The sequence below is a fragment of the Streptomyces sp. R21 genome (genome assembly GCF_041051975.1).
GTDB lineage: Bacteria > Actinomycetota > Actinomycetes > Streptomycetales > Streptomycetaceae > Streptomyces.
The window spans coordinates 2,595,874-2,613,249 of record NZ_CP163435.1; the positions used below are offsets into that span (position 1 = coordinate 2,595,874).

A 17,376-nucleotide genomic window follows, 5' to 3' on the forward strand; every position below is an offset into this window, starting at 1 on the left:
ATCCTTCACGCAGCCCCCACCGGCACCGCGTCCGCCCCCGCCGCAGGAAACCCCGGCGTACGCAGCACCCCCCGCTCCGCGTCCACCGCGAACACCTCGCAGCCGGCCAGCTCGGCGGCCCACTCCACACCCTCCGGGCCCATCGCGAACGCCGCCGTCGCCGTGGAGTCCGCCTCCGTGAGGGTCGGGGCCACGACGGTGAGGCTGAGGAGGCCGGTTGCCGGGTGGCCGGTGCGGCCGTCGATGATGTGGTCGCCGCGTTCGTAGCGGGCGGACGTCGCGACCGCGCCGTCGGTGAGCTCCAGGACCGTACAGAGCTGGTCGGCGTGTTCGGGGTGCCGTACGCCCACCCGCCAGGGTCCGCCGGAGACGACCACGTCGCCCCCGGCGTTCAGGCAGAACCTCCGTGCGCCGGCCGCCGTGAGCAGCTCGGCGCCCCGCTGCACCGACCAGCCCTTCACCACCGCGCAGGGGTCGAGGCCGCGGCCCGGCAGGCGTACGTCGAAGGCGCCGCCGGTCGCGACCCGGTAGTCCTCGCACAGGTCGAGAACCTCCCGCAGCTCCGGGCTCAGGTCCTCGACCGACAGCTCGCCCCGGTCCAGCCGGGACACCTCGCTGTCGGGCTTGAACGGGCTGAAGCGCGCGTCGACCTCGCGCAGCCAGGCGAACATGTCGTCCACCGCCGCCTCCGGGAACCCCTCGTCGTCGATCCTGAGCGACACCGGGAACCCCATCACGTGCTCGACGCGCCGCATGTCAGGCGCCCTTCGCGTCGAGGGCGGCCTGGAGGGACTCCTTGTAACCGTCGCTCGTGATCGTCGCGCCGGACACCGCGTCGATGTCCGCACTCTGCGCCTTCAACGTCTCCGCGACCAGCTTCGGCACCGCGGCCGTCGTCTGCGGATGATTCGGCTGCTGCAGCATCCGCACGGAGCTGATCTTGTCGCCCGCGAACGTCACCTCGACCTGCACGGCGCCCTTGGAGGTGTCGACCGTCGAACCGGCCACGGTCTGCGAAGCCGTGGAAGCTGACGCCGAGGGAGACGACGTCGTATCGGAGTCGTTCGCGTCGATCGCGGCCTGCAGGGACTCCTTGTACGCGTCGCTCGTGATCGTCGCGCCGGACACCGCGTCGATGTCCGCACTCTGCGCCTTCAGCGTCTCCACGACCAGCTTCGGCACCGCGGCCGTCGTCTGCGGATGATTCGGCTGCTGCAACATCCGCACCGCGCTGATCTTGTCCCCGTCGAAGGTCACCTCGACCTGCACGGGGCCTTTCTCGGTCTTGATCGTCGTCCCCTTGACGACGGTGCCGGACGAGGACGACGAGGACGAAGAAGGGGTCGGGGTGGGCGCCGCGGTGGACGTGGTGGACGTGGTGGACGTCGACGCCTCGTAGCGCCAGACGGGGATCAGGCCCGCGATGCTCAGGACCAGGACAGGTATGGCTCGCTTCACGGTGTCTCTCTCATCCCGCCAGGCTGAAACGCTCGAAATGGATCTGCGGTTTGGGTACGCCCAGGTCGCCCAGGGTGCGCAGCACCGCGTTCATCATGGGCGGCGGCCCGCACAGGAAGACGTCGCGGTCGCCGATGTCCGGGACCAGCCGGGACAGTTCGCGCGGCGCCAGCTTGTCGGGGACGGGCGGGCCGGTGACCAGGTGCAGTTCCGCGCCCTTGGAGAGGGCGAGTGCGCGCAGTTCGTCGTAGAGGACGGCGTCGCGTTCCGTGGCGACCCGGTAGATGACGACCGCGTGGCCCTCCAGGTCCTCCAGCAGGGCGCGGATCGGGGTGACGCCCACGCCGCCCGCGATGAGCAGGGCCTGCGGCTTCGTGCGGTGCAGGGTGGTGAAGGCGCCGTAGGGGCCCTCGGCGAAGACGCGCGTGCCGACCTTCACGTGCCGCAGGGCGGCGGTGCCGTCGCCGGCGGTCTTGGCGGTGAGGCGCAGGGTGCGGCCGTCGGGGGCGGCGGACAGCGAGAAGGGGTTGGCCTGCCACCAGCGGTCCCGGGTCAGGAACCGCCACAGGAAGAACTGGCCGGCCTGCGCGGGCATCCGGTCCAGGTCGCGGCCCGTCATGTAGATCGACACGACGTTGTCGGCCTCGTGGACGACCGCGGAGACACGCAGCTGGTGGCGCAGGTTCCGCCAGAGCGGCAGGACGAGACGGCCCAGGAACACCGCGCCGAGGGCCACGCTCCACAGCGCGTACCAGTACGTCGTGGCGGCGGACGACGCGGTGAACGTCGTACCGACCGCGACCTGGTGCGTGAACGCCAGGACCACGGCGACGTACGTGTACAGGTGGATGAAGTGCCAGGTCTCGTAGGCGAGTCGGCGCCGGGCGTAGCGGCCGGAGACGGCGCCGACCACGATGATGATGCCCAGCGCGACGATCGCGCGGAGCACGCCCTCGGTGGTCTGCGCGAGGTCGACGATCTCGCCGATCGGGCCCACGTCGGTCCCGTCGGCGTAGCCGAAGCTGATGAACACGACGTGCGTCAGCAGCGTCCACAGGATGCCGAAGCCGGTCCAACGGTGCCAGTTGGTCAGCCGGTCCATGCCGATGCGGCGGTCGAGCCACGGCAGCCGGGCGACCAGCAGCAGTTGGAAGGCCATGAACAGGGCGCCGTAGAGTCCGGCCAGCCGCCCGATCACGATCAGGGCGTTGGAGGCGAAGCCGGCCTGGGTGAAGAAGAAGGTCACGACGGCCACGTTCGCGGCCAGCACGGCGTACAGGCCCGTGCGGGCCACCACCCTGGGGCGTATCGCCGTGGGGGGCGCAGGGGGTGATTGGACGGTCGTCACGGGCGACAGCTCCTTGATCGGGTCCGGGGTATCCGAGCTTGTCCGGTCGGAGCTGTCGTTTACCTGTCGTGCGACTTTCAAGTAGTTATCGATGTGGTTCCGAGGGGCGCCCGCCGCTGGTCCCACGGGCCGCGTGAAGCACTATGAGCAGGTGGAAAAAGTACGACTCCTCGTCGTGGACGACGACCCGCCCATCGCCGACCTGGTCGCGACGGTCGCCCGCTACGAAGGCTGGGAGGCGGTCACCGCGTACTCCGGCGACGAGGCGCTGCGCCGGGCCGCCGAGTTCCATCCGGACATCGTGGTGCTCGACCTGATGCTGCCCGACATCGACGGCTTCGGCGTTCTCGACGGGCTGCGCCGTTCCGGGACGATGGTGCCGGTGGTGTTCCTGACCGCCCGCGACGGCGTCGCCGACCGGGTCGCGGGCCTGACCCGCGGCGGCGACGACTACCTGGTCAAGCCGTTCGCCGTGGAGGAGCTGATGGCCCGGCTGCGGACCGTGCTGCGGCGCAGCTCCGGGCCCGCCTTCCAGCGGTCCGTGCTGCGGGTCGCGGACCTGACGATGGACGAGGACACCCGCGAGGTACGGCGCGGCGAGAAGCTGCTCACCCTCACCCCGACCGAGTACGAGGTGCTGCGCTATCTGATGCGCAAGTCGCCGACCGTGCTCACCAAGGCGCAGATCCTCGATCACGTCTGGGAGTACGGCTTCGGGGGGCGCTCCAACGTCGTGGAGCTGGTCGTCAGCCGACTGCGCCGCAAGCTGGAGGACACGGGCGAGCCGCTGATCCACACCGTGCGCGGGTTCGGGTACGTCATCCGCCAGGCCGCCGAGTGATCGGCCGGCTGCGAGGGGCGTACGGCAGGCTGCGGCTCGGCACCCGGCTGGCGCTGGGGCTCGGGGCGCTGGCGCTGGTGGTGTTCGCGGTCGTCGGCACGGCCCTGACGACCTACATGCGGGACTATCTGTCGAACCAGCTCAACGACCAGCTCGGGCTCGCCCAGGTCGCCCAGTCCAAGAGCATCGCGGACACCGGCACGCTCGCGGGCAAGAAGTACTGGGGCTGGTACTACGCCGTGTACGACGTGACGAACGGCACCCCCGTGCTCCGCAAGCCCGAGGAACCTACCGACCTGCCCAAGGACGTCGCCGACCTCACCTCCGTGGCCAAGGCGCAGATCGGCGCGGACACCGAGGTGCTGCGCACCGCGAACCTCCCGGGCGTGGGCGAGTACCGGCTGCGCGCCTGTGAGGTCGAGTCCGGTGTGGTGCTGGTCAGCGGGGCGCCGATGGACGACATCGACGACACGGTACGGCGGCTGATCACCGTCCAGGTGGTCGCCTTCGGGCTCGCCCTGCTGGCGCTGGTCCTGGCAGGCCGGCGACTGCTGCGACGCGGCCTGAAACCGCTGAGCGACATGGCGCACACCGCCCACGGCATCACCTCGCACAACCTCACCGAGTCGGCGGCGCGGCTGCCGCTGCGCGCCGACGGCCCGGGGGGCGGCCCGGAGGTCGAGGAGCTGCGCACCGCGTTCAACACCATGCTGGAGCACATCGACGACTCGCTCGCCGTCCGCGCGGAGGCCGAGCAGCGGCTGCGCCGGTTCGTCGCCGACGCCTCGCACGAACTGCGTACCCCCTTGATGTCCGTACGGGGTTACGCGGACCTCTTCCAGTACGCGGCCGCCAACGCGCCCGAGGAGCGGGACAAGCACCTGGCCCGGCTGCGTGCCGAGGCCGCCCGGATGGGCGTCCTGCTGGACGACCTGCTGCTGCTCGCCCGCCTCGACGCCGCCGAGGTGGAGACGCCGCTGCGGTGGGAGGACACCGACCTGGTGGAGCTGGTGCGCCAGGCGGCGGACGCCTTCCGCGCGGGCCACCCGGGACATCCGCTGACGGTCACGACGCGCTCCGACGCCGTACGGCTGCGCCTCGACCCGCTGCGTGTCCGGCAGGTGCTGGACAACCTGCTCACCAACGCGGCCGTGCACACTCCGGCCGGAACGGAGGTGTCCGTCGAGGTCGCCGTCTCGGGCGGCACGGCCCTGGTGCGGGTGGCCGACGCGGGCCCCGGCGTTCCCGCCGCCGACCGGGAGCGGATCTTCGACCGCTTCTACCGCGTCGACAAGGCCCGCAGCCGCGACCGCGGCGGCAGCGGCCTGGGCCTCGCGGTCGCCCGGTCGCTGGTGCGGGCGCACGGCGGCTCCCTTGAGCTGACGAGCGCGCCGGGGGCGACCGTCTTCACGGTCGCGATCCCGCTCTCCGCATCGCGCTGAGGAGGCCGCTCGCCGTACGCACTGTCTTCGGCGACTTCACCAACCTGTGGGAGCCGTTCCTCGCCGGGCAGGGCCCCGCGCCGGGCTATGTGGCTGCGCCCGCCCCGGCCGACCGCGACCGGCTGCGGGACGCGCTCGCCGCTTCCGTCCCCCGGCTGCCGGACGGTTCCGTCGCGCTCACGGCTCGGGCGTGGGCGGTACGCGGCCGGAAGCCGGGCCCGGAAGGCAGTGGCTGAGAGTCGTCAGAGCGGGCGCCGCAGCGCCGGTCCCGTGCTGTGCCGGACGACCAGTTCGACGGGGACCAGGGACTGGCCTTCCGGCGCAGCCGCCCCGCCCTCGATCCCGCCGTCGATCCGGTCGAGGAGCAGCCGCAGCGAGCGGGTGCCGATCTCCGCGAAGTCGGTGCGGACGGTGGTCAGCGGGGGCAGCAGATGGGCGGCCTCGGGGATGTCGTCGTAGCCCACCACGCTTGCGTCGTCAGGGACTTGGCGGCCGGCCTCGTGGAAGGCGCGCAGCACGCCGAGTGCCATCTGGTCGTTGGAGGCGAAGACGGCCGTGACCTCCGGGCGCCGGGCCAGCAGGCGGCCCAGCTCGTACCCGGAGTCGGCGCTCCAGTCGCCGACGAGGGGTTCGGGGACCTCAGCACCGGCCGCCTCCAGACAGGCCCGCCAGCTGGCCGTGCGCTGGTCGGCGGAGATCCAGCCCGTCGGGCCCGCGATGTGCCAGACGGTGGCGTGGCCGAGGTCCAGCAGATGCCGGGTCGCCTTGCGGGCGCCGTCCCGGGAGTCGGCGGTCACCAGCGGCGTACCGTCCCCGAGGTCGCTCTCCAGCACCACCAGCGGGGTGTCGGGACTGTCGAGACGAGCCTCCGCCAGCGCACGCCCCACCCGACTCTGCGGGGCGATGGCGATCACACCGTCCGCGCCCTCGCCCGACAGCCGGTGCACGGCGTCCACGACCGTGTTCCGGTCCGCCGAGTCGAGGGCGATGGAGCTGACCAGGTAACCGGCCTTCTGGGCGGCGGTGTTGATCGCGGTCAGGATGGAGGCGGGCCCGTAGCGCGCCGCGTCGAAGGAGATCACGCCGAGCATCCGGGTCCGGCCGCTGGCCAGCGAACGCGCGCTGCGGCTCGGGCGGTAGCCGAGCGAGCGCATGGCCTCCAGCACCGTCTCGCGGGTTTCGGGGCGGACGGCGGGGTTGTCGTTGAGCACCCGGGAGACGGTCTGCTTGGAGACACCGGCCAGCCGTGCCACGTCGTCCATCACGGGGCGCGCCCCCGCGAAGTTGCGCCGGCTGCGCCCCTTGGGTGCGGGGCCGCCGGTGGCACTTCGGGTCATCACGCCTGCTTCCTCACCACCGCTGCCGCGGCCGCTGCTGTTCCGCCACCGCTGCACAGGATAGGCCGGGCGGGACCGACCGGCCCCGCCCGGCTCCTCAGCCCTCCCGGGCCGCCCAGCAGCGAGTGGTGACCCGTTCGGCATGCCCGACCGCGGCCGTGCCCGCCGCCGCGGCCGCCTCCTCGGGTACGTACACCGGGGCATCGGCGTGCAGCGGGAGGATCCGCAGCCGCAGCCCGTGCTCGCGCAGGGCCTCGGCGGGCAGCCGGTCGAGGCCGATGTCCCAGGGCCGCCCCGAGAAGAACTGGTCGGCGACGAGGGTGTCCCCGACGTACGCGCGCGCCACGTCGCCGGTCCAGTGGATGCGCAGCAGCGTCCGTCGGACGGGATGGCCGTCCGGAAGACCGTCCGGAAAGCCGTCCGGCAGTACGTCGGCGACGTCACCGACGTCGATGCGGTACTCGGCGGCCACCGTCTCGAAGTACTTGTCGGCGGGCGCACTCGCCCGGTTCAGCACGCCGGTGACGGGCTCGGGCGCCGGACCGGCCGCTCGGACCAGGGTGACGAGCGGGGCGGTGCCTCGGCTGCCTGACTCGACGGCCTGCACCGCGTACCGGGTCAGTACACCGTCCGCGGTCTCCCGCACGGACGCGCCCGCCACCACCGGCGCCCGTTCCGGAGCGGGGAACACGGCGAACGAGGGCTCCGCGGCAAGGCCCTGCAGCCGGACCTCGTCGTGGTCGAAGACGACGCCGTCGCCGCTGAGCACCAGCCGTTCGGCTCCCCAGGCGGCACCCCGGTAGACGGTGTGGGCCGTCGCCGCGTCCAGGACCAGCAGGCCGACCCGTCCGCCGCCCGCCGTCAGCACCTCCACGAGGGCGTCGGTGCCGGGGCGCAGCCCCGTGACGAGGACCTGGTCGCCGGCGAGTGCGGTCTCCCCCGAAGGCGCCTTGACGGAGGTCACCGTGCGGGCGTCCAGGGCGAGTTCGGGGGCGATGCCGTCGGTGGCGGCGAGCACCAGGACGGTACGGCCTTCGTCGTCGACCGTGCACACGGGCTGCGCGGTGGCCCAGTCGAGCCGCAGCCCCGCGATGTCCAGGCGCAACGGCCAGCAGAAGTAGGCCCCTTCGGGGACGGTGAACGGCGTGCTGGGCAGGGTCAGGGCGGCGGCGCCCGGGAACTCCACCGTGAAGGACGTGTCCGGGTGGGCCGGCAACTGCTCGTGCGGCTGGTGGTTGTTGACGAAGAGGAAGCCGCGGTCGCCGTCGCCGCGCACGGCCCAGCGCAGGGTGTCGCGGTCCCGCTGCCCCGAGGGCCCCTGCTCGGGAAGCACCGACGTCATGGGCGCGAGGAGGTGCCCGAAGTCGGCCAACAGGAGGTGCTGGAGGCGCAGTCGGTGGTAGGAGTCCCGGTACTGGCCGTATTCGCCGAGCGGAGCCTGGAAGTCGTACGTCAGGACGGGCAGGTCGTTCGGGTAGTCGGTGGCGTGGGACTCCTGGAGCGTGGAGAGTTCACCGGCGGGGTTGGTCCCGCCGTGGAACATGTAGAAGCCCTGCCACACCGAGCCGCAGCCGATCTTGGTGAGGCCGAGGGCGCCCACGTCGTCGGGCTCGACGCGTGGGCGGCGGTGGTAGGCCACGGCCATGCCGCCGCCCAACTCGCAGGTGGCCCAGGGGAATCGGTCCGCGAAGGCGTCCGGTTCGCCGCCGCGCACGGTCGTCGGACGCAGATCGGCGCCGATGCCCTCGTCGTCGCGCTGATGGGTGAAGAAGAAGTGCTTGCGACAGGTGTCGGGCCAGCCGCCGTCCGCCTCGGTCCAGAACGCCTCGGTGTAGCCGCCGTACAGCGGAAGCAGTTCGTCGGGCGGGAGTTGGACCCCGCCCCAAGCCGTCGATGTCCACAGCGGCGCGCTCAGCCCGGCCTCCTGCGCCATCCGCTTCAGGGTGAGGAGATGGCCGGGCTGGTCGTACAGCTCGTTCTCGATCTGGATGGCGATGACCGGGCCGCCGTGCGCCCGGTCGAGACCGCGCAGCTGCTCCGCGATGGCCCCGAACCAGTGGCGTACCGGCTCCAGATAGGCGGGATCGTCGGTGCGGGGCGTGCGGGCGCGGGCGAGCAGCCAGTCGGGCAGGCCGCCGTTGCGTACTTCCGCGTGCGACCAGGGGCCGATGCGGGGGATGAAGTCGAGGCCGTGGCGGGCGCAGAGTTCGGCGAAGCGCCGCAGATCGCGGTCGCCGTCGAAGCGGACCCGGCCCTCCACCTCCTCGTGGTGGATCCAGATGAGGTAACTCGCGACGGCCGTCACCCCGCCCGCCTTCATCTTGAGCAGCTCCTCCTCCCACTCCCGGGCCGGGTAGCGGGAGTAGTGGAACTCCCCCGAGACCGGGAACCAGGGGCGGCCGCCACGGGTGAGCCAGCGGCTGGTGACCTCGATCGGGTCGGGCACACCGGGGGCGTCGGCGAAGGGGAGGTGCCCGGTCAGCGGGGGTGCGGCGGGCGCGGGCAGTTTCAGGCGGTGCGGGGACCGGGCGGACATGCGGAGTCTTCCCTTCGGTGGGGCGTACGCGGGCATTCTTCGACGGGGCCGTACGGAGGCGCTCTTCAGCGGGGCTGTACGCAGTTGTGTTTCAGCGGGACCGGGTGGCGCGGACGAGCCAGCGGGTGGCCGTCAGGCACAGCGCCGACAGGGCGCACAGCACGAGCGGGACCGTTCGGACTCCGGACCATTCGATGGCCCTGCCGAGCGCCGGTCCCGCCGCGACGCCGCCGGCCATGGACGCGGCGATGACGACCGCGCCCGCCCGGCGGGCCCGTGGGGCGGCCCGGTGCAGCCAGGGCAGCCCGGTCGGGAAGATCGGCGCGATGAACAGACCGACGCCGGCGTATGCGTACGGCGCGAGGCCCGGCACCGCGGCCAGCAGCAGGCAGGCGGTCATGCCCGCGCACGAGACGGTGATGATGGCCTGGGCGGAGAAGCGCAGCGCGATCGGGGCGACCAGGAAGCGGCCGACGGTCATCATCAGCCAGTAGACCGAGGTGGCGGTGGCGGCGACACCCGCGCCGTAGCCGACCGTCTCCAGGTGCGTGGGTTCCCAGCCGCCGACGCCCGCCTCGATGCCCACGTGCAGGACGTAGAGGGCGACGAACACGCCGAGCACCGAGCCGAGGCTGCGGCCGAGCACGGGCCTGCCATCCTCGGGCGCCGCGTCGGCCGGCTGCGGCGCCTTGTCCCGTACGCCCTTCAGGCACAGCAGCGACGGCAAGTTGGCGAGCGCGAAGCCGAGGAAGACGGCCGGGTAGTGCTCGGCGCCCACCGCCGCGATCAGGGCGGGACCGAGGATCGCGCCGACGCCGAAGTGCGCGTTGAGGATGTTCAGCATCGCGGCCGATCGGCGGCCGAAGCCGACGGCGAACAACTGGTTGAGGCCGTAGTCGATCCCGCCGAAACCGAGCCCCGCGAGCAGCGCCGCCGCCAGACCGGCGGGCCAGCAGGGCGCGAGCGCGAAGCCCGCCGCGCCGACGGCCATGAGCAGGTACGAGGCCCCGAGGATCCGCCGGTTGCCGAGACGCCCGTAGAGCCGGTCGAAGAGCAGCACACCGGCCACACCCCCGACGAAGTGTGCGCTCAGCCCGAGCCCCGCGGCCGACGGGGAGAGCCCGAACTCCTCGCGGAAGGCGGGGATCGCGGGGCCGTAGAGCGCCTGGAGCGCGCCGATGAGCACGAAGCCCACGCAGGACGCGACCACCGCGGCCGGGCTGAACACCGGCGCGTCCGGCGCCTCGCGCTCCGCCGTGACCTGCTGTGCGGTCGGTTGATCGGTCACGCGGTCTCCAGGTGAGGAGAAGGGGACGGTGATTCCCGGACTGACTCCCGGGCTGATCCCTGGACGCCGATGATGTTACCGGTAACATAATCGGCGTCAAGATCCCCTGCAGGCCTGTGGGCGGCGCGAGTTGGGGCGGCGGGCGGGAATCGGGCGGCGCGCGCAGCGGAGACCGGGAAGCCGGGAGTCGACCGGCAGGCCCTCTTTCGCGAGGGCGGTCGACTCCCGGCCCGACTCGTCCGTCAGGCGTACGGGTCGAACGTGATGTCGCTCGGCTTGGCCTTGTTCAGGTGGTCGCCGAACTTCGAGTCCTGGAGCGGGAAGTTCGCACTCCCCCAGTCGGAGGCGTTCATGATGTTCCGCAGGTTGGACGCCATGTTGTCCCAGGTGAGCAGGTTCTCCTGGTGCCAGGCGCCGGTGTCGTTCTCCGGGGTCTCGCCCCACTTGGCGAACCGGAAGGCGTGGGTGCTCGCTCCGTCCTTGTGGTAGACGGCCTCGACGCGCTGCCCGCTCATCGGGACGTCGGCGATCGGGTGGGTGCTGAAGCCGCCGTGTGCGGAGGCCGACAGGTAGGACGGCGTGTCCGCGCCCTGCTTGACCCAGACGACCATGCACTCCCAGTCGTGCCGGTGGCCGATGCCGGGCGAGGCCTCGTCCTTCTCGAAGTAGCTGGCGTAGACGATCCCGCACCAGCCGTTGTTGCATTTGGCCCGCGAGTAGGTGTTCCCATGGCCGAGGTGTCCGCTGCGGCACTCGCCGGTGACCGAACCGGTCGGCTTGAGGCCGCCGTTGAGGTTGCCGCTCGGGTCGATGGCGGCGGCCGGGTAGCAGCTGTCCGAGTCGTAGTCGTAGACCGGCTCGAAGTTCTTCTGGAACGCGGTCGCGTTCTCGGGCAGGTTCTGCAGGACGCCCGCGGAGGCGCTGCCCGACAGGGCGACGGTCAGGGCGCTGACGCTGCCGGCGACGGCGGCGACCCTCGCGAGGCGGAGGATCCTTCTGCTGCTGACTGCTCGGGTCATGGGGGGCTCCAGTCGACGGTCCACTCGTTCCGGACATGACATCCGGGTGCGGGACCGAGACTGGCAAGCCGAGCGTTCGGTGGAAGGGCTTTCTGCCAAACTCGCGGCGGCCTTTCACCGAACTGATCAACGCCCGCCGGATAAGTCCGGCGGGCGTCGGCATCAGATCATCGGGGCGGCCGTCTCAGCTCACACCCCGCCGCCGAAGAAGACCTGCACCTCGCGGATGAGCCCCTCCCGGACCGTGATCGCCTCGACGTTGCGGTAGCGGTCGCCCGTCATGAGCTCGTACTCGTAGTAGACGAGGACGAGTTCCCGGTCCACGGGGGTGACGTGCAGCAACCGCTGCTCCTTGAAGCGGTCCGCCGTCGGGAAGCACCGCTCGAAGAAGGCGGCCTTGTCGATGTGGTCGTCCCGCGGGCTGGTGAACGTGAAGTCGTCCGCGTAGAGCGGGAGGGCCGCATCGCGGTCCTGCGACCTGTAGTGGCGAAACGCCGCCTCGACGACGCTGGTCGGGCTGTCCATCATGCTGATCTCCTCGGCCGGACGACTGGTCCCCCGTGCCCCCGGCCCCCCACCATAGGACCCGGACCCCGTCTCCTCGGGCACATCACCTCCCCATCCGACACGGGGGCCATTCCCGGCCCGCACGTCTACCCTGAGGTCGTATGAAGGGGGCTTCGGACAGCGGCGCGTCCGGTGAACTGCCGGACTCCGGCGGGTCGTTCGGGCCGCTCGTCGTCGCCGGACAGCTGCCCGTCTTCCTGCGGGCGGCGCAGGTGGAGCTGCCCGAGGAGAGCCCCGATCCGGTCCTGCTGCCCACGATCACACTGCTGGAACGCGCGGCGTCCCGCGGCGCCGATCCGGACCAGCTGCCCCTGCCGCAGGGACAGCTCCTCGCCGGGCAGTACCGGCTGATCCGGCCGCTCGGCTACGGCGGCATGGGCGAGGTCCATCTCGCGCTCGACACCAAGGTCGACAACCGCGAGGTGGCCGTCAAGATCCTGCATCCGGACCAGGCGGCGGCCGCGGCGGGCGCGCTGGCCCGGGAGCGGCGGGCCCTGGTGGATCTCGGCCACGACGACATCATCCGTGTCTTCAACTACGGGCACCATCCCGAGGTCGGGGACTTCCTCGTGCTGCAGTACGTCGACGGGCTCACCCTGGAGGAGGTGCGGGCCCGGGCCCGGATGAACCCGGACGAGTTCGGCGGCGGCCGTTTCCACGAGTTCGTGCTCGCCTACGGAGTGCGCATCCTCTCCGCTCTCGGGTATCTGCACACCCATCGGCCCGGCAAGGTCTACGGCGACCTGAAGCCGGACAACGTCATGCACGACGGCACCACGACGAAGATCATCGATGTGGGGAGCGTCCGGCCCGCCGGTCTCCCCGGTCACACCACGGAGGGGTTCCGCGCCCCGACCGTCGGCCCGCACGGCGAATCCGCCGGCCAGGACGACCTGTTCAGCCTGGGCGAGACGCTGCGGCGGCTGAGCGGTCTCGGGCAGTCGCCGGAGGATCTCGCGGAGTGGGGCTCCCTGGACGTGCTCGGCCGGCTCGACACCCCGGACGGGTTCCCGGAGGCCCTCCGGATGACGGCACCCGCGCCCCGCGGGCTCGGGCTCGTCTCCCTGGCGCGAGTGCTGCACCGTGCGACCCGGAGCAGACGGGCGGAGCGGTTCGCCTCCGCCGTCGAGATGGAGGAGCAACTGCTGGGTGTCTTCCGGGAGTTGCGCTCGCTGCGGACGGGCACCGAGACCTTCGAGCCGTCGCCGCTCTTCCTCCAGTCGTCGTACGCCCTCGACGGCGCCCTCGGGTCCGCGCCGCCCCTGGCGCAGTGGGCGGCGCCGGACACCCCGGCGGCCTACGCAGCGCCGTCGGCCGCCGACGTCGCGCAGCGGCTGCCCGTCCCGCGGCCCGATCCCTGCGACGACCACCACGCCCAGTTGAGCAGGCTGGCCGACGCCGCTCCGGAGGCGCTGCTCCAGCACACCGGGGACTGGCGGGACTCACCGGAGGTCCATCTGCTGCGCTGCCGCCTGCGGTTGAGGGTTCCCGGCGGCCAGACCGAGGCAGCCGAGCGTGAACTGCGGTCCGCCGAGGCGCTGATCGGGCCGGAGCGCGCCCCGTACGACTGGCGGCTCGACTGGCACCGCGGGCTGCTCGCGCTCGCCCGGAACCAAGTCGGCGCGGCGCGCGGGCACTTCGACCGGGTGTACGCGGCGATCCCGGGCGAGTACGCGCCGAAGCTCGCGCTCGGTCACTGCGCCGAGCGCCTGGGCCGGTGGCACGAGGCGCTGACGTTCTACGAGGCGGTGCGGCTGCGCAACCCGTCGCTGGGCAGCGCCGCCTTCGGCGCGGCGCGGGCCCACCTCGCGCTGGGCGGCGAGCGGGCGCGGGACGACGCCGTACGGGCGCTGGACGCGGTGCCGCAGCACTCACGGCACCGGACCGCCGCGCGAACGGCCGCCGTACGCATCGGAGTCGAGCATGTGCGGCCCGCCGAGCGCCCCGACGAGACGGCCGAGCGGCTGCGCGAGGTGCTGGAGCGGCTGGCCCGGCTCTTCCACGCGCACGGGCTGACGGACGAGGAGGCCAGGGCACGGATGACGGCGGAGGTGTGGGAGGCCGCGCAGGGCGCGCTCGCGCGGGGTGCCCTCGACGCGCCGGGACTGGCCGCGCTGGCGGCGGGCGCCGACGTACGCCTCGGTCTGCCGCCCGACGAACCCGGCCTCCGCAAGGACCTGTCCCGGCTCTACCTCTCCCTGGCCCACCAGGCCGCCCGGTCCGCCGACCCCGAGGACGCGGCCGTCGCCGAGACCCTGCTCGACCGCGCCTACGAGGTCCGACCGCTGGCCTTCCGACACCACAGGGGCAGCCCATGGCTCGGGAAGAGAGTGACGAACTGGCTCCGGACGATGGCCCGTCCGGCGCCGCCCGGGAGCGCGCGGACGGCCCGCGAGTGAGCCGCGGCAGGAGGCCGAAGGGCGTGGGTGCCGTCGAACGACCGCCCGTGCGACTGCTGCGCGGCGCGCGGGCCGTCGGCGCCGTGACCGCCGAACTCGCCCGCCGTGTCCGGCGCTACGCGTGGCCGTCGGCGGCGGGCGGCCGCAACCGCGGATATCTGCGGGACCGGCTCGTCGCGCTGCCGTTGCTCGCCGTCGTGGCCTTCGGGGCGTTCGGCTGGGCCTACGCGGGTGTGCGGGGCGACTCGGCGTATGTGCGGGACCGGCTGGCGCCCGCGCTGGTCGGTCTCGCGCATACCAGGGCCTCGCTGTTCATCGCGCAGGGCGAGGCCGAGGAGAGCCTCGGCGAGGGCCGGGCGGCGGAACTCGGCGGGCTCAGCGAGCGGTACCGGACCCGGGTGGCGCGGGCGACCCAGAGTCTGAACCAGGTGACGCGCAGCGGGGCGCTGACCGTGGCCGAGGAGCAGGAGCTGCGTGTCGTGTCCGCGCTGGTCGTGGACTACACGGGCTGGATCGGCCGGGCGCAGGGGGACGCGACCGATCCGGTCCTGCGGGACGCCGAGCTGACGTACGCGCGCAGCATGCTCTGCTCGGCCCCGGTCGCCGCCGCGCACCAGGGTGACCGCTACCGGCCGTGCCCGCCGTCGACCGGCTCGGGCGCGACCTCGATCGTGGACCGGGTGTCCGGCCTGGAGCGGCGGCTGCGCGAACGGCTCGTGGACCGGGCCGGCTGGGGCGGCGGGGTGATCGCCGCCGCCGTCGTCTCCGGGCTCGCCCTCGTGCTGCTCGCTGTCGGGCTCTGGCGGACCGTGTCGTTCCTGCGTCGCCGGTTCCGGATCCGGCTGAGTGTTCCGCTGGTGGCCGCCGCCCTGCCGCTGCTCGCCGTACCGCTGCTGACCGCCGACGCGCTGCTCGCCCAGCACGCCCAGGCGGCGGCCGTCCCCGTGGCGCACGCGCTCGCGGAGCGGACCTCGCCCGAGACGGAGACGGTCGCCGAGGAGCGCCCCTTCGACGGCCCGGATCCGCGGTCGATCGCGGTCCTGGACGCCCGGTTCGACGACGGTCTCACCGACGGGCGGCTCGCCTTCCTGGACGGGGCCGCTGCCTTCGTGTTCCCCGCGGGCCTGGTCGGCGCGGGTCTCATCGGGGGCGCCCTGCACGCCTACCGCCGCGAATACCTCGTGGTGACCCGCGCGGGAGCCGCCGTATGAGCCGCGTCCTGCGCACCTTGCTCGTCACGGCCTGTCTGCTCGCCCTCGTCCCGGGCTGCGCCTCGGACACCCGCGCGCCCCTCGTCGTCCTGGGCCCGTGGACCGGTGCGGAGGGCCAGGCCTTCGAAGCGGCCCTGGAGCGGCTCGACGACGGGACCGGCCGGACGTACACGTACGAGGGCACCCGCTCACTGCGCGAGACGCTCGTCTCACAGCTGGAGGCAGACGACCCGCCGGACGTGGCGATCCTCAACAGCATCGGCGAACTCACCGAGTACGCCCGCCGGGATCAGTTGAAGCCCCTCGCGGAGGAGACCGCCGAGCGCGCCTACCCGCCGTGGGCGCCGACGCTGCTGGTGGACGGCAGGCGCCGGACGTACTGGGTGCCGTTGAAGGTCGACCTGAAGAGCCTGGTGTGGAGCAAGCGGAGCACTCCCGCGACCGACCCGAAGTGGTGCGTGGGGCTCGCCTCGCAGGCCACCTCGGGCTGGCCCGGCACCGACTGGATCGAGGACATCCTGCTCCACCAGGCGGGCCCGGCGCTCTACACGGACTGGGCGACCAGCAGGCTCAGTTGGCGCGACCCCGCCGTCCGGCGGGCCTGGACGACCTGGGCGCGGCTGCTCGGCCACCGCTCCGCGCCGTCGATCGAGCGGTCCCTCACCACGTCGTACGAGGGCACGTCCGGGCCCGGCGGACCCCGGGGCCTGCTCGACTCCCCCGGTTTCGACTGCACGCACGAGCACCAGAGCGCCTTCATCCGGTACGTCTACGCGGGCGACGACGTCCGCGTGCAGCCGTCGGCCGCCTACCTGGGCGGACCGGCCGGGTACCGCGACACCTACGAGGTCGCGGGCGACATGGCCGCCGTCTTCAGCGACGACCCGGCGGCCCAGGAACTCGTGGAGCGGCTGTCGAGCCCGGCCGGCCGGGAGCGCTGGCGGGCCGAGGCGGACCCCGCGGTGCGCCCGCTGTTCCCGAACACGACCGGGCTGACCCCGGCGACGCCCGCGAGTCCGGCCGAGCGGGAGATCGACACCCTGCTCAACTCCCGCGCCCGCACCCTCTGCTTCGACGCCTCGGACGTGATGCCACCCGAGCTCAGGGACGCCTTCCACCGCGCGGTGCTGGAGTTCTTCCAGGATCCGACGGACCGTCATCTCGACGCGCTGCTGCGGCAGTTGGAGACCGTGCGCACCCAGGTGGCCGAGGACCCGGCCGAGGACCGCTCGTTCCGGCCGCCCGAGGACATCTGCGCGAGCCCGGGCGGGTGATCAACGCGTACGAAGGGCCCCGCCCCGGCCGGGCTCAGGTCGGTCGGGGCGGGCGTTCAGGGTGTGGGGCGCATCTCGTGGGGGCGCGACTCGGGCTCGTGGGGGCGGGTCTCGGGCGAGAGGGAGGTGCGGAGCGCGGTATGGAGGAGGGCGGCGCTCGTCCATTCGCGGTCTCGCGACGGGGGGACCTGCCAGTACAGGCCCGGGCCCGTGACGCGGTGCAGCGGGGGGACGGCCACATGGCTGCCCGGGCCCAGGACCTTCACCTGCGCGAGGTTCCAGTCGGCGGCGGTGCCCGGGCGGATCAGCCAGTACAGGCAGCTGCCGAAGCCGTCCTTGATCACGGCTCCCGTCCGGTCCCCGAGGTGTTCCAGCGCCTTGTTCCCGAGGGTGAGCGGCACGCGTACGGCGTCCCACCACTCGCCGGCGGCCACCAGCCGCACCTGGAGAGTGCTCGACTGCATCCACCGCCGGGCTCTGCTGACTGACATCGCGCTCTCACCGGCTCTCCGATACGACACACCGACCCTAGGACGGTGGCGATGTGTCGACTTGCGGCCACGCGCAGGGAAGTTGTGCCCATACGCAGCACACCCGGCGCGGTCTCGTGAGGGCGCGCCGCCGCGCAGTAGCTTGATCGGTCGTACTGACGTCCG

At 72.8% G+C, this 17,376-nt stretch carries 14 protein-coding genes; 5 read left to right on the top strand and 9 right to left on the bottom strand.

Going from position 1 to position 17,376, the window contains the following annotated elements:
- Positions 1 to 5: 5 nt before the first annotated feature.
- From AB5J56_RS11675 to AB5J56_RS11685, 3 genes are read right to left on the bottom strand one after another with little or no spacing between them, the layout of a single operon-like run.
- A complete protein-coding gene (locus tag AB5J56_RS11675) occupies positions 6 to 755 on the bottom strand; it encodes an FAD:protein FMN transferase (RefSeq protein ID WP_369232626.1) in 750 nt (249 codons plus the stop codon).
- 1 nt (position 756) lies between these two features.
- Positions 757 to 1,458, bottom strand: a complete 702-nt coding sequence (locus AB5J56_RS11680) for an FMN-binding protein (RefSeq protein ID WP_369232627.1) — start codon at positions 1,456 to 1,458, stop codon at positions 757 to 759.
- 10 nt (positions 1,459 to 1,468) lie between these two features.
- Positions 1,469 to 2,806: a ferric reductase-like transmembrane domain-containing protein gene (locus AB5J56_RS11685; protein ID WP_369232628.1), complete on the bottom strand. Its 1,338-nt coding sequence runs from the start codon at positions 2,804 to 2,806 to the stop codon at positions 1,469 to 1,471.
- Positions 2,807 to 2,957: 151 nt separating this feature from the next.
- Between AB5J56_RS11685 and AB5J56_RS11690 the strand changes: the two genes are divergently transcribed.
- Complete coding sequence (locus tag AB5J56_RS11690) at positions 2,958 to 3,647, top strand: response regulator transcription factor (protein WP_369232629.1); 690 nt, start codon at positions 2,958 to 2,960, stop codon at positions 3,645 to 3,647.
- Positions 3,644 to 5,089, top strand: a complete 1,446-nt coding sequence (locus AB5J56_RS11695; RefSeq protein ID WP_369232630.1) for a sensor histidine kinase — start codon at positions 3,644 to 3,646, stop codon at positions 5,087 to 5,089. Before AB5J56_RS11690 ends, AB5J56_RS11695 begins: the two co-directional genes overlap by 4 nt.
- Before the next feature lie 242 nt (positions 5,090 to 5,331).
- Here AB5J56_RS11695 and AB5J56_RS11700 read toward each other — a convergent pair whose 3' ends face one another.
- The 5 genes from AB5J56_RS11700 to AB5J56_RS11720 form a co-directional block, all read right to left on the bottom strand.
- On the bottom strand, positions 5,332 to 6,426 hold the full coding sequence (locus tag AB5J56_RS11700) for a LacI family DNA-binding transcriptional regulator (RefSeq protein WP_369242503.1): 1,095 nt from the start codon (positions 6,424 to 6,426) through the stop codon (positions 5,332 to 5,334).
- A gap of 97 nt (positions 6,427 to 6,523) precedes the next feature.
- Entirely contained in the window at positions 6,524 to 8,962 is a 2,439-nt protein-coding gene (locus tag AB5J56_RS11705; protein ID WP_369232631.1) for a beta-galactosidase, read from the bottom strand.
- A gap of 91 nt (positions 8,963 to 9,053) precedes the next feature.
- Positions 9,054 to 10,250 carry a sugar MFS transporter gene (locus AB5J56_RS11710; protein ID WP_369232632.1) on the bottom strand — a complete coding sequence of 399 codons (1,197 nt, stop codon included), beginning with the start codon at positions 10,248 to 10,250 and terminating at the stop codon, positions 9,054 to 9,056.
- 242 nt (positions 10,251 to 10,492) lie between these two features.
- Positions 10,493 to 11,269, bottom strand: coding sequence for an NPP1 family protein (locus AB5J56_RS11715; protein ID WP_369232633.1), 777 nt, complete (start codon positions 11,267 to 11,269; stop codon positions 10,493 to 10,495).
- A 189-nt stretch (positions 11,270 to 11,458) separates the two neighbouring features.
- The gene (locus tag AB5J56_RS11720; RefSeq protein WP_369232634.1) at positions 11,459 to 11,797 is read right to left on the bottom strand and encodes a nuclear transport factor 2 family protein; all 339 of its coding nucleotides are present in this window, start codon (positions 11,795 to 11,797) and stop codon (positions 11,459 to 11,461) included.
- A gap of 140 nt (positions 11,798 to 11,937) precedes the next feature.
- Here AB5J56_RS11720 and AB5J56_RS11725 point away from each other — a divergent pair, with 140 nt between their 5' ends.
- From AB5J56_RS11725 to AB5J56_RS11735, 3 genes are read left to right on the top strand one after another with little or no spacing between them, the layout of a single operon-like run.
- On the top strand, positions 11,938 to 14,235 hold the full coding sequence (locus AB5J56_RS11725) for a tetratricopeptide repeat protein (RefSeq protein WP_369232635.1): 2,298 nt from the start codon (positions 11,938 to 11,940) through the stop codon (positions 14,233 to 14,235).
- 23 nt (positions 14,236 to 14,258) lie between these two features.
- The gene (locus AB5J56_RS11730; protein ID WP_369232636.1) at positions 14,259 to 15,446 is read left to right on the top strand and encodes a hypothetical protein; all 1,188 of its coding nucleotides are present in this window, start codon (positions 14,259 to 14,261) and stop codon (positions 15,444 to 15,446) included.
- Complete coding sequence (locus AB5J56_RS11735) at positions 15,443 to 16,720, top strand: alpha-glucoside ABC transporter substrate-binding protein (RefSeq protein ID WP_369232637.1); 1,278 nt, start codon at positions 15,443 to 15,445, stop codon at positions 16,718 to 16,720. The genes AB5J56_RS11730 and AB5J56_RS11735 overlap by 4 nt, the downstream gene beginning before the upstream one ends.
- Positions 16,721 to 16,776: 56 nt before the next feature.
- Here the strand turns inward: AB5J56_RS11735 and AB5J56_RS11740 are convergent, their stop codons facing one another.
- Positions 16,777 to 17,211, bottom strand: a complete 435-nt coding sequence (locus tag AB5J56_RS11740) for a hypothetical protein (protein WP_369232638.1) — start codon at positions 17,209 to 17,211, stop codon at positions 16,777 to 16,779.
- Positions 17,212 to 17,376 lie beyond the last annotated feature (165 nt).

Bases quoted from the DNA above. Each gene is read 5' to 3' on its own strand.
- AB5J56_RS11675 (WP_369232626.1), bottom strand. From the start codon at position 755: ATGCGGCGCGTCGAGCACGTGATGGGGTTCCCGGTGTCGCTCAGGATC.
- AB5J56_RS11700 (WP_369242503.1), bottom strand. From the start codon at position 6,426: ATGACCCGAAGTGCCACCGGCGGCCCCGCACCCAAGGGGCGCAGCCGG.
- AB5J56_RS11705 (WP_369232631.1), bottom strand. From the start codon at position 8,962: ATGTCCGCCCGGTCCCCGCACCGCCTGAAACTGCCCGCGCCCGCCGCA.
- AB5J56_RS11715 (WP_369232633.1), bottom strand. From the start codon at position 11,269: ATGACCCGAGCAGTCAGCAGCAGAAGGATCCTCCGCCTCGCGAGGGTC.
- AB5J56_RS11720 (WP_369232634.1), bottom strand. From the start codon at position 11,797: ATGATGGACAGCCCGACCAGCGTCGTCGAGGCGGCGTTTCGCCACTAC.
- AB5J56_RS11725 (WP_369232635.1), top strand. From the start codon at position 11,938: ATGAAGGGGGCTTCGGACAGCGGCGCGTCCGGTGAACTGCCGGACTCC.
- AB5J56_RS11735 (WP_369232637.1), top strand. From the start codon at position 15,443: ATGAGCCGCGTCCTGCGCACCTTGCTCGTCACGGCCTGTCTGCTCGCC.
- AB5J56_RS11740 (WP_369232638.1), bottom strand. From the start codon at position 17,211: ATGTCAGTCAGCAGAGCCCGGCGGTGGATGCAGTCGAGCACTCTCCAG.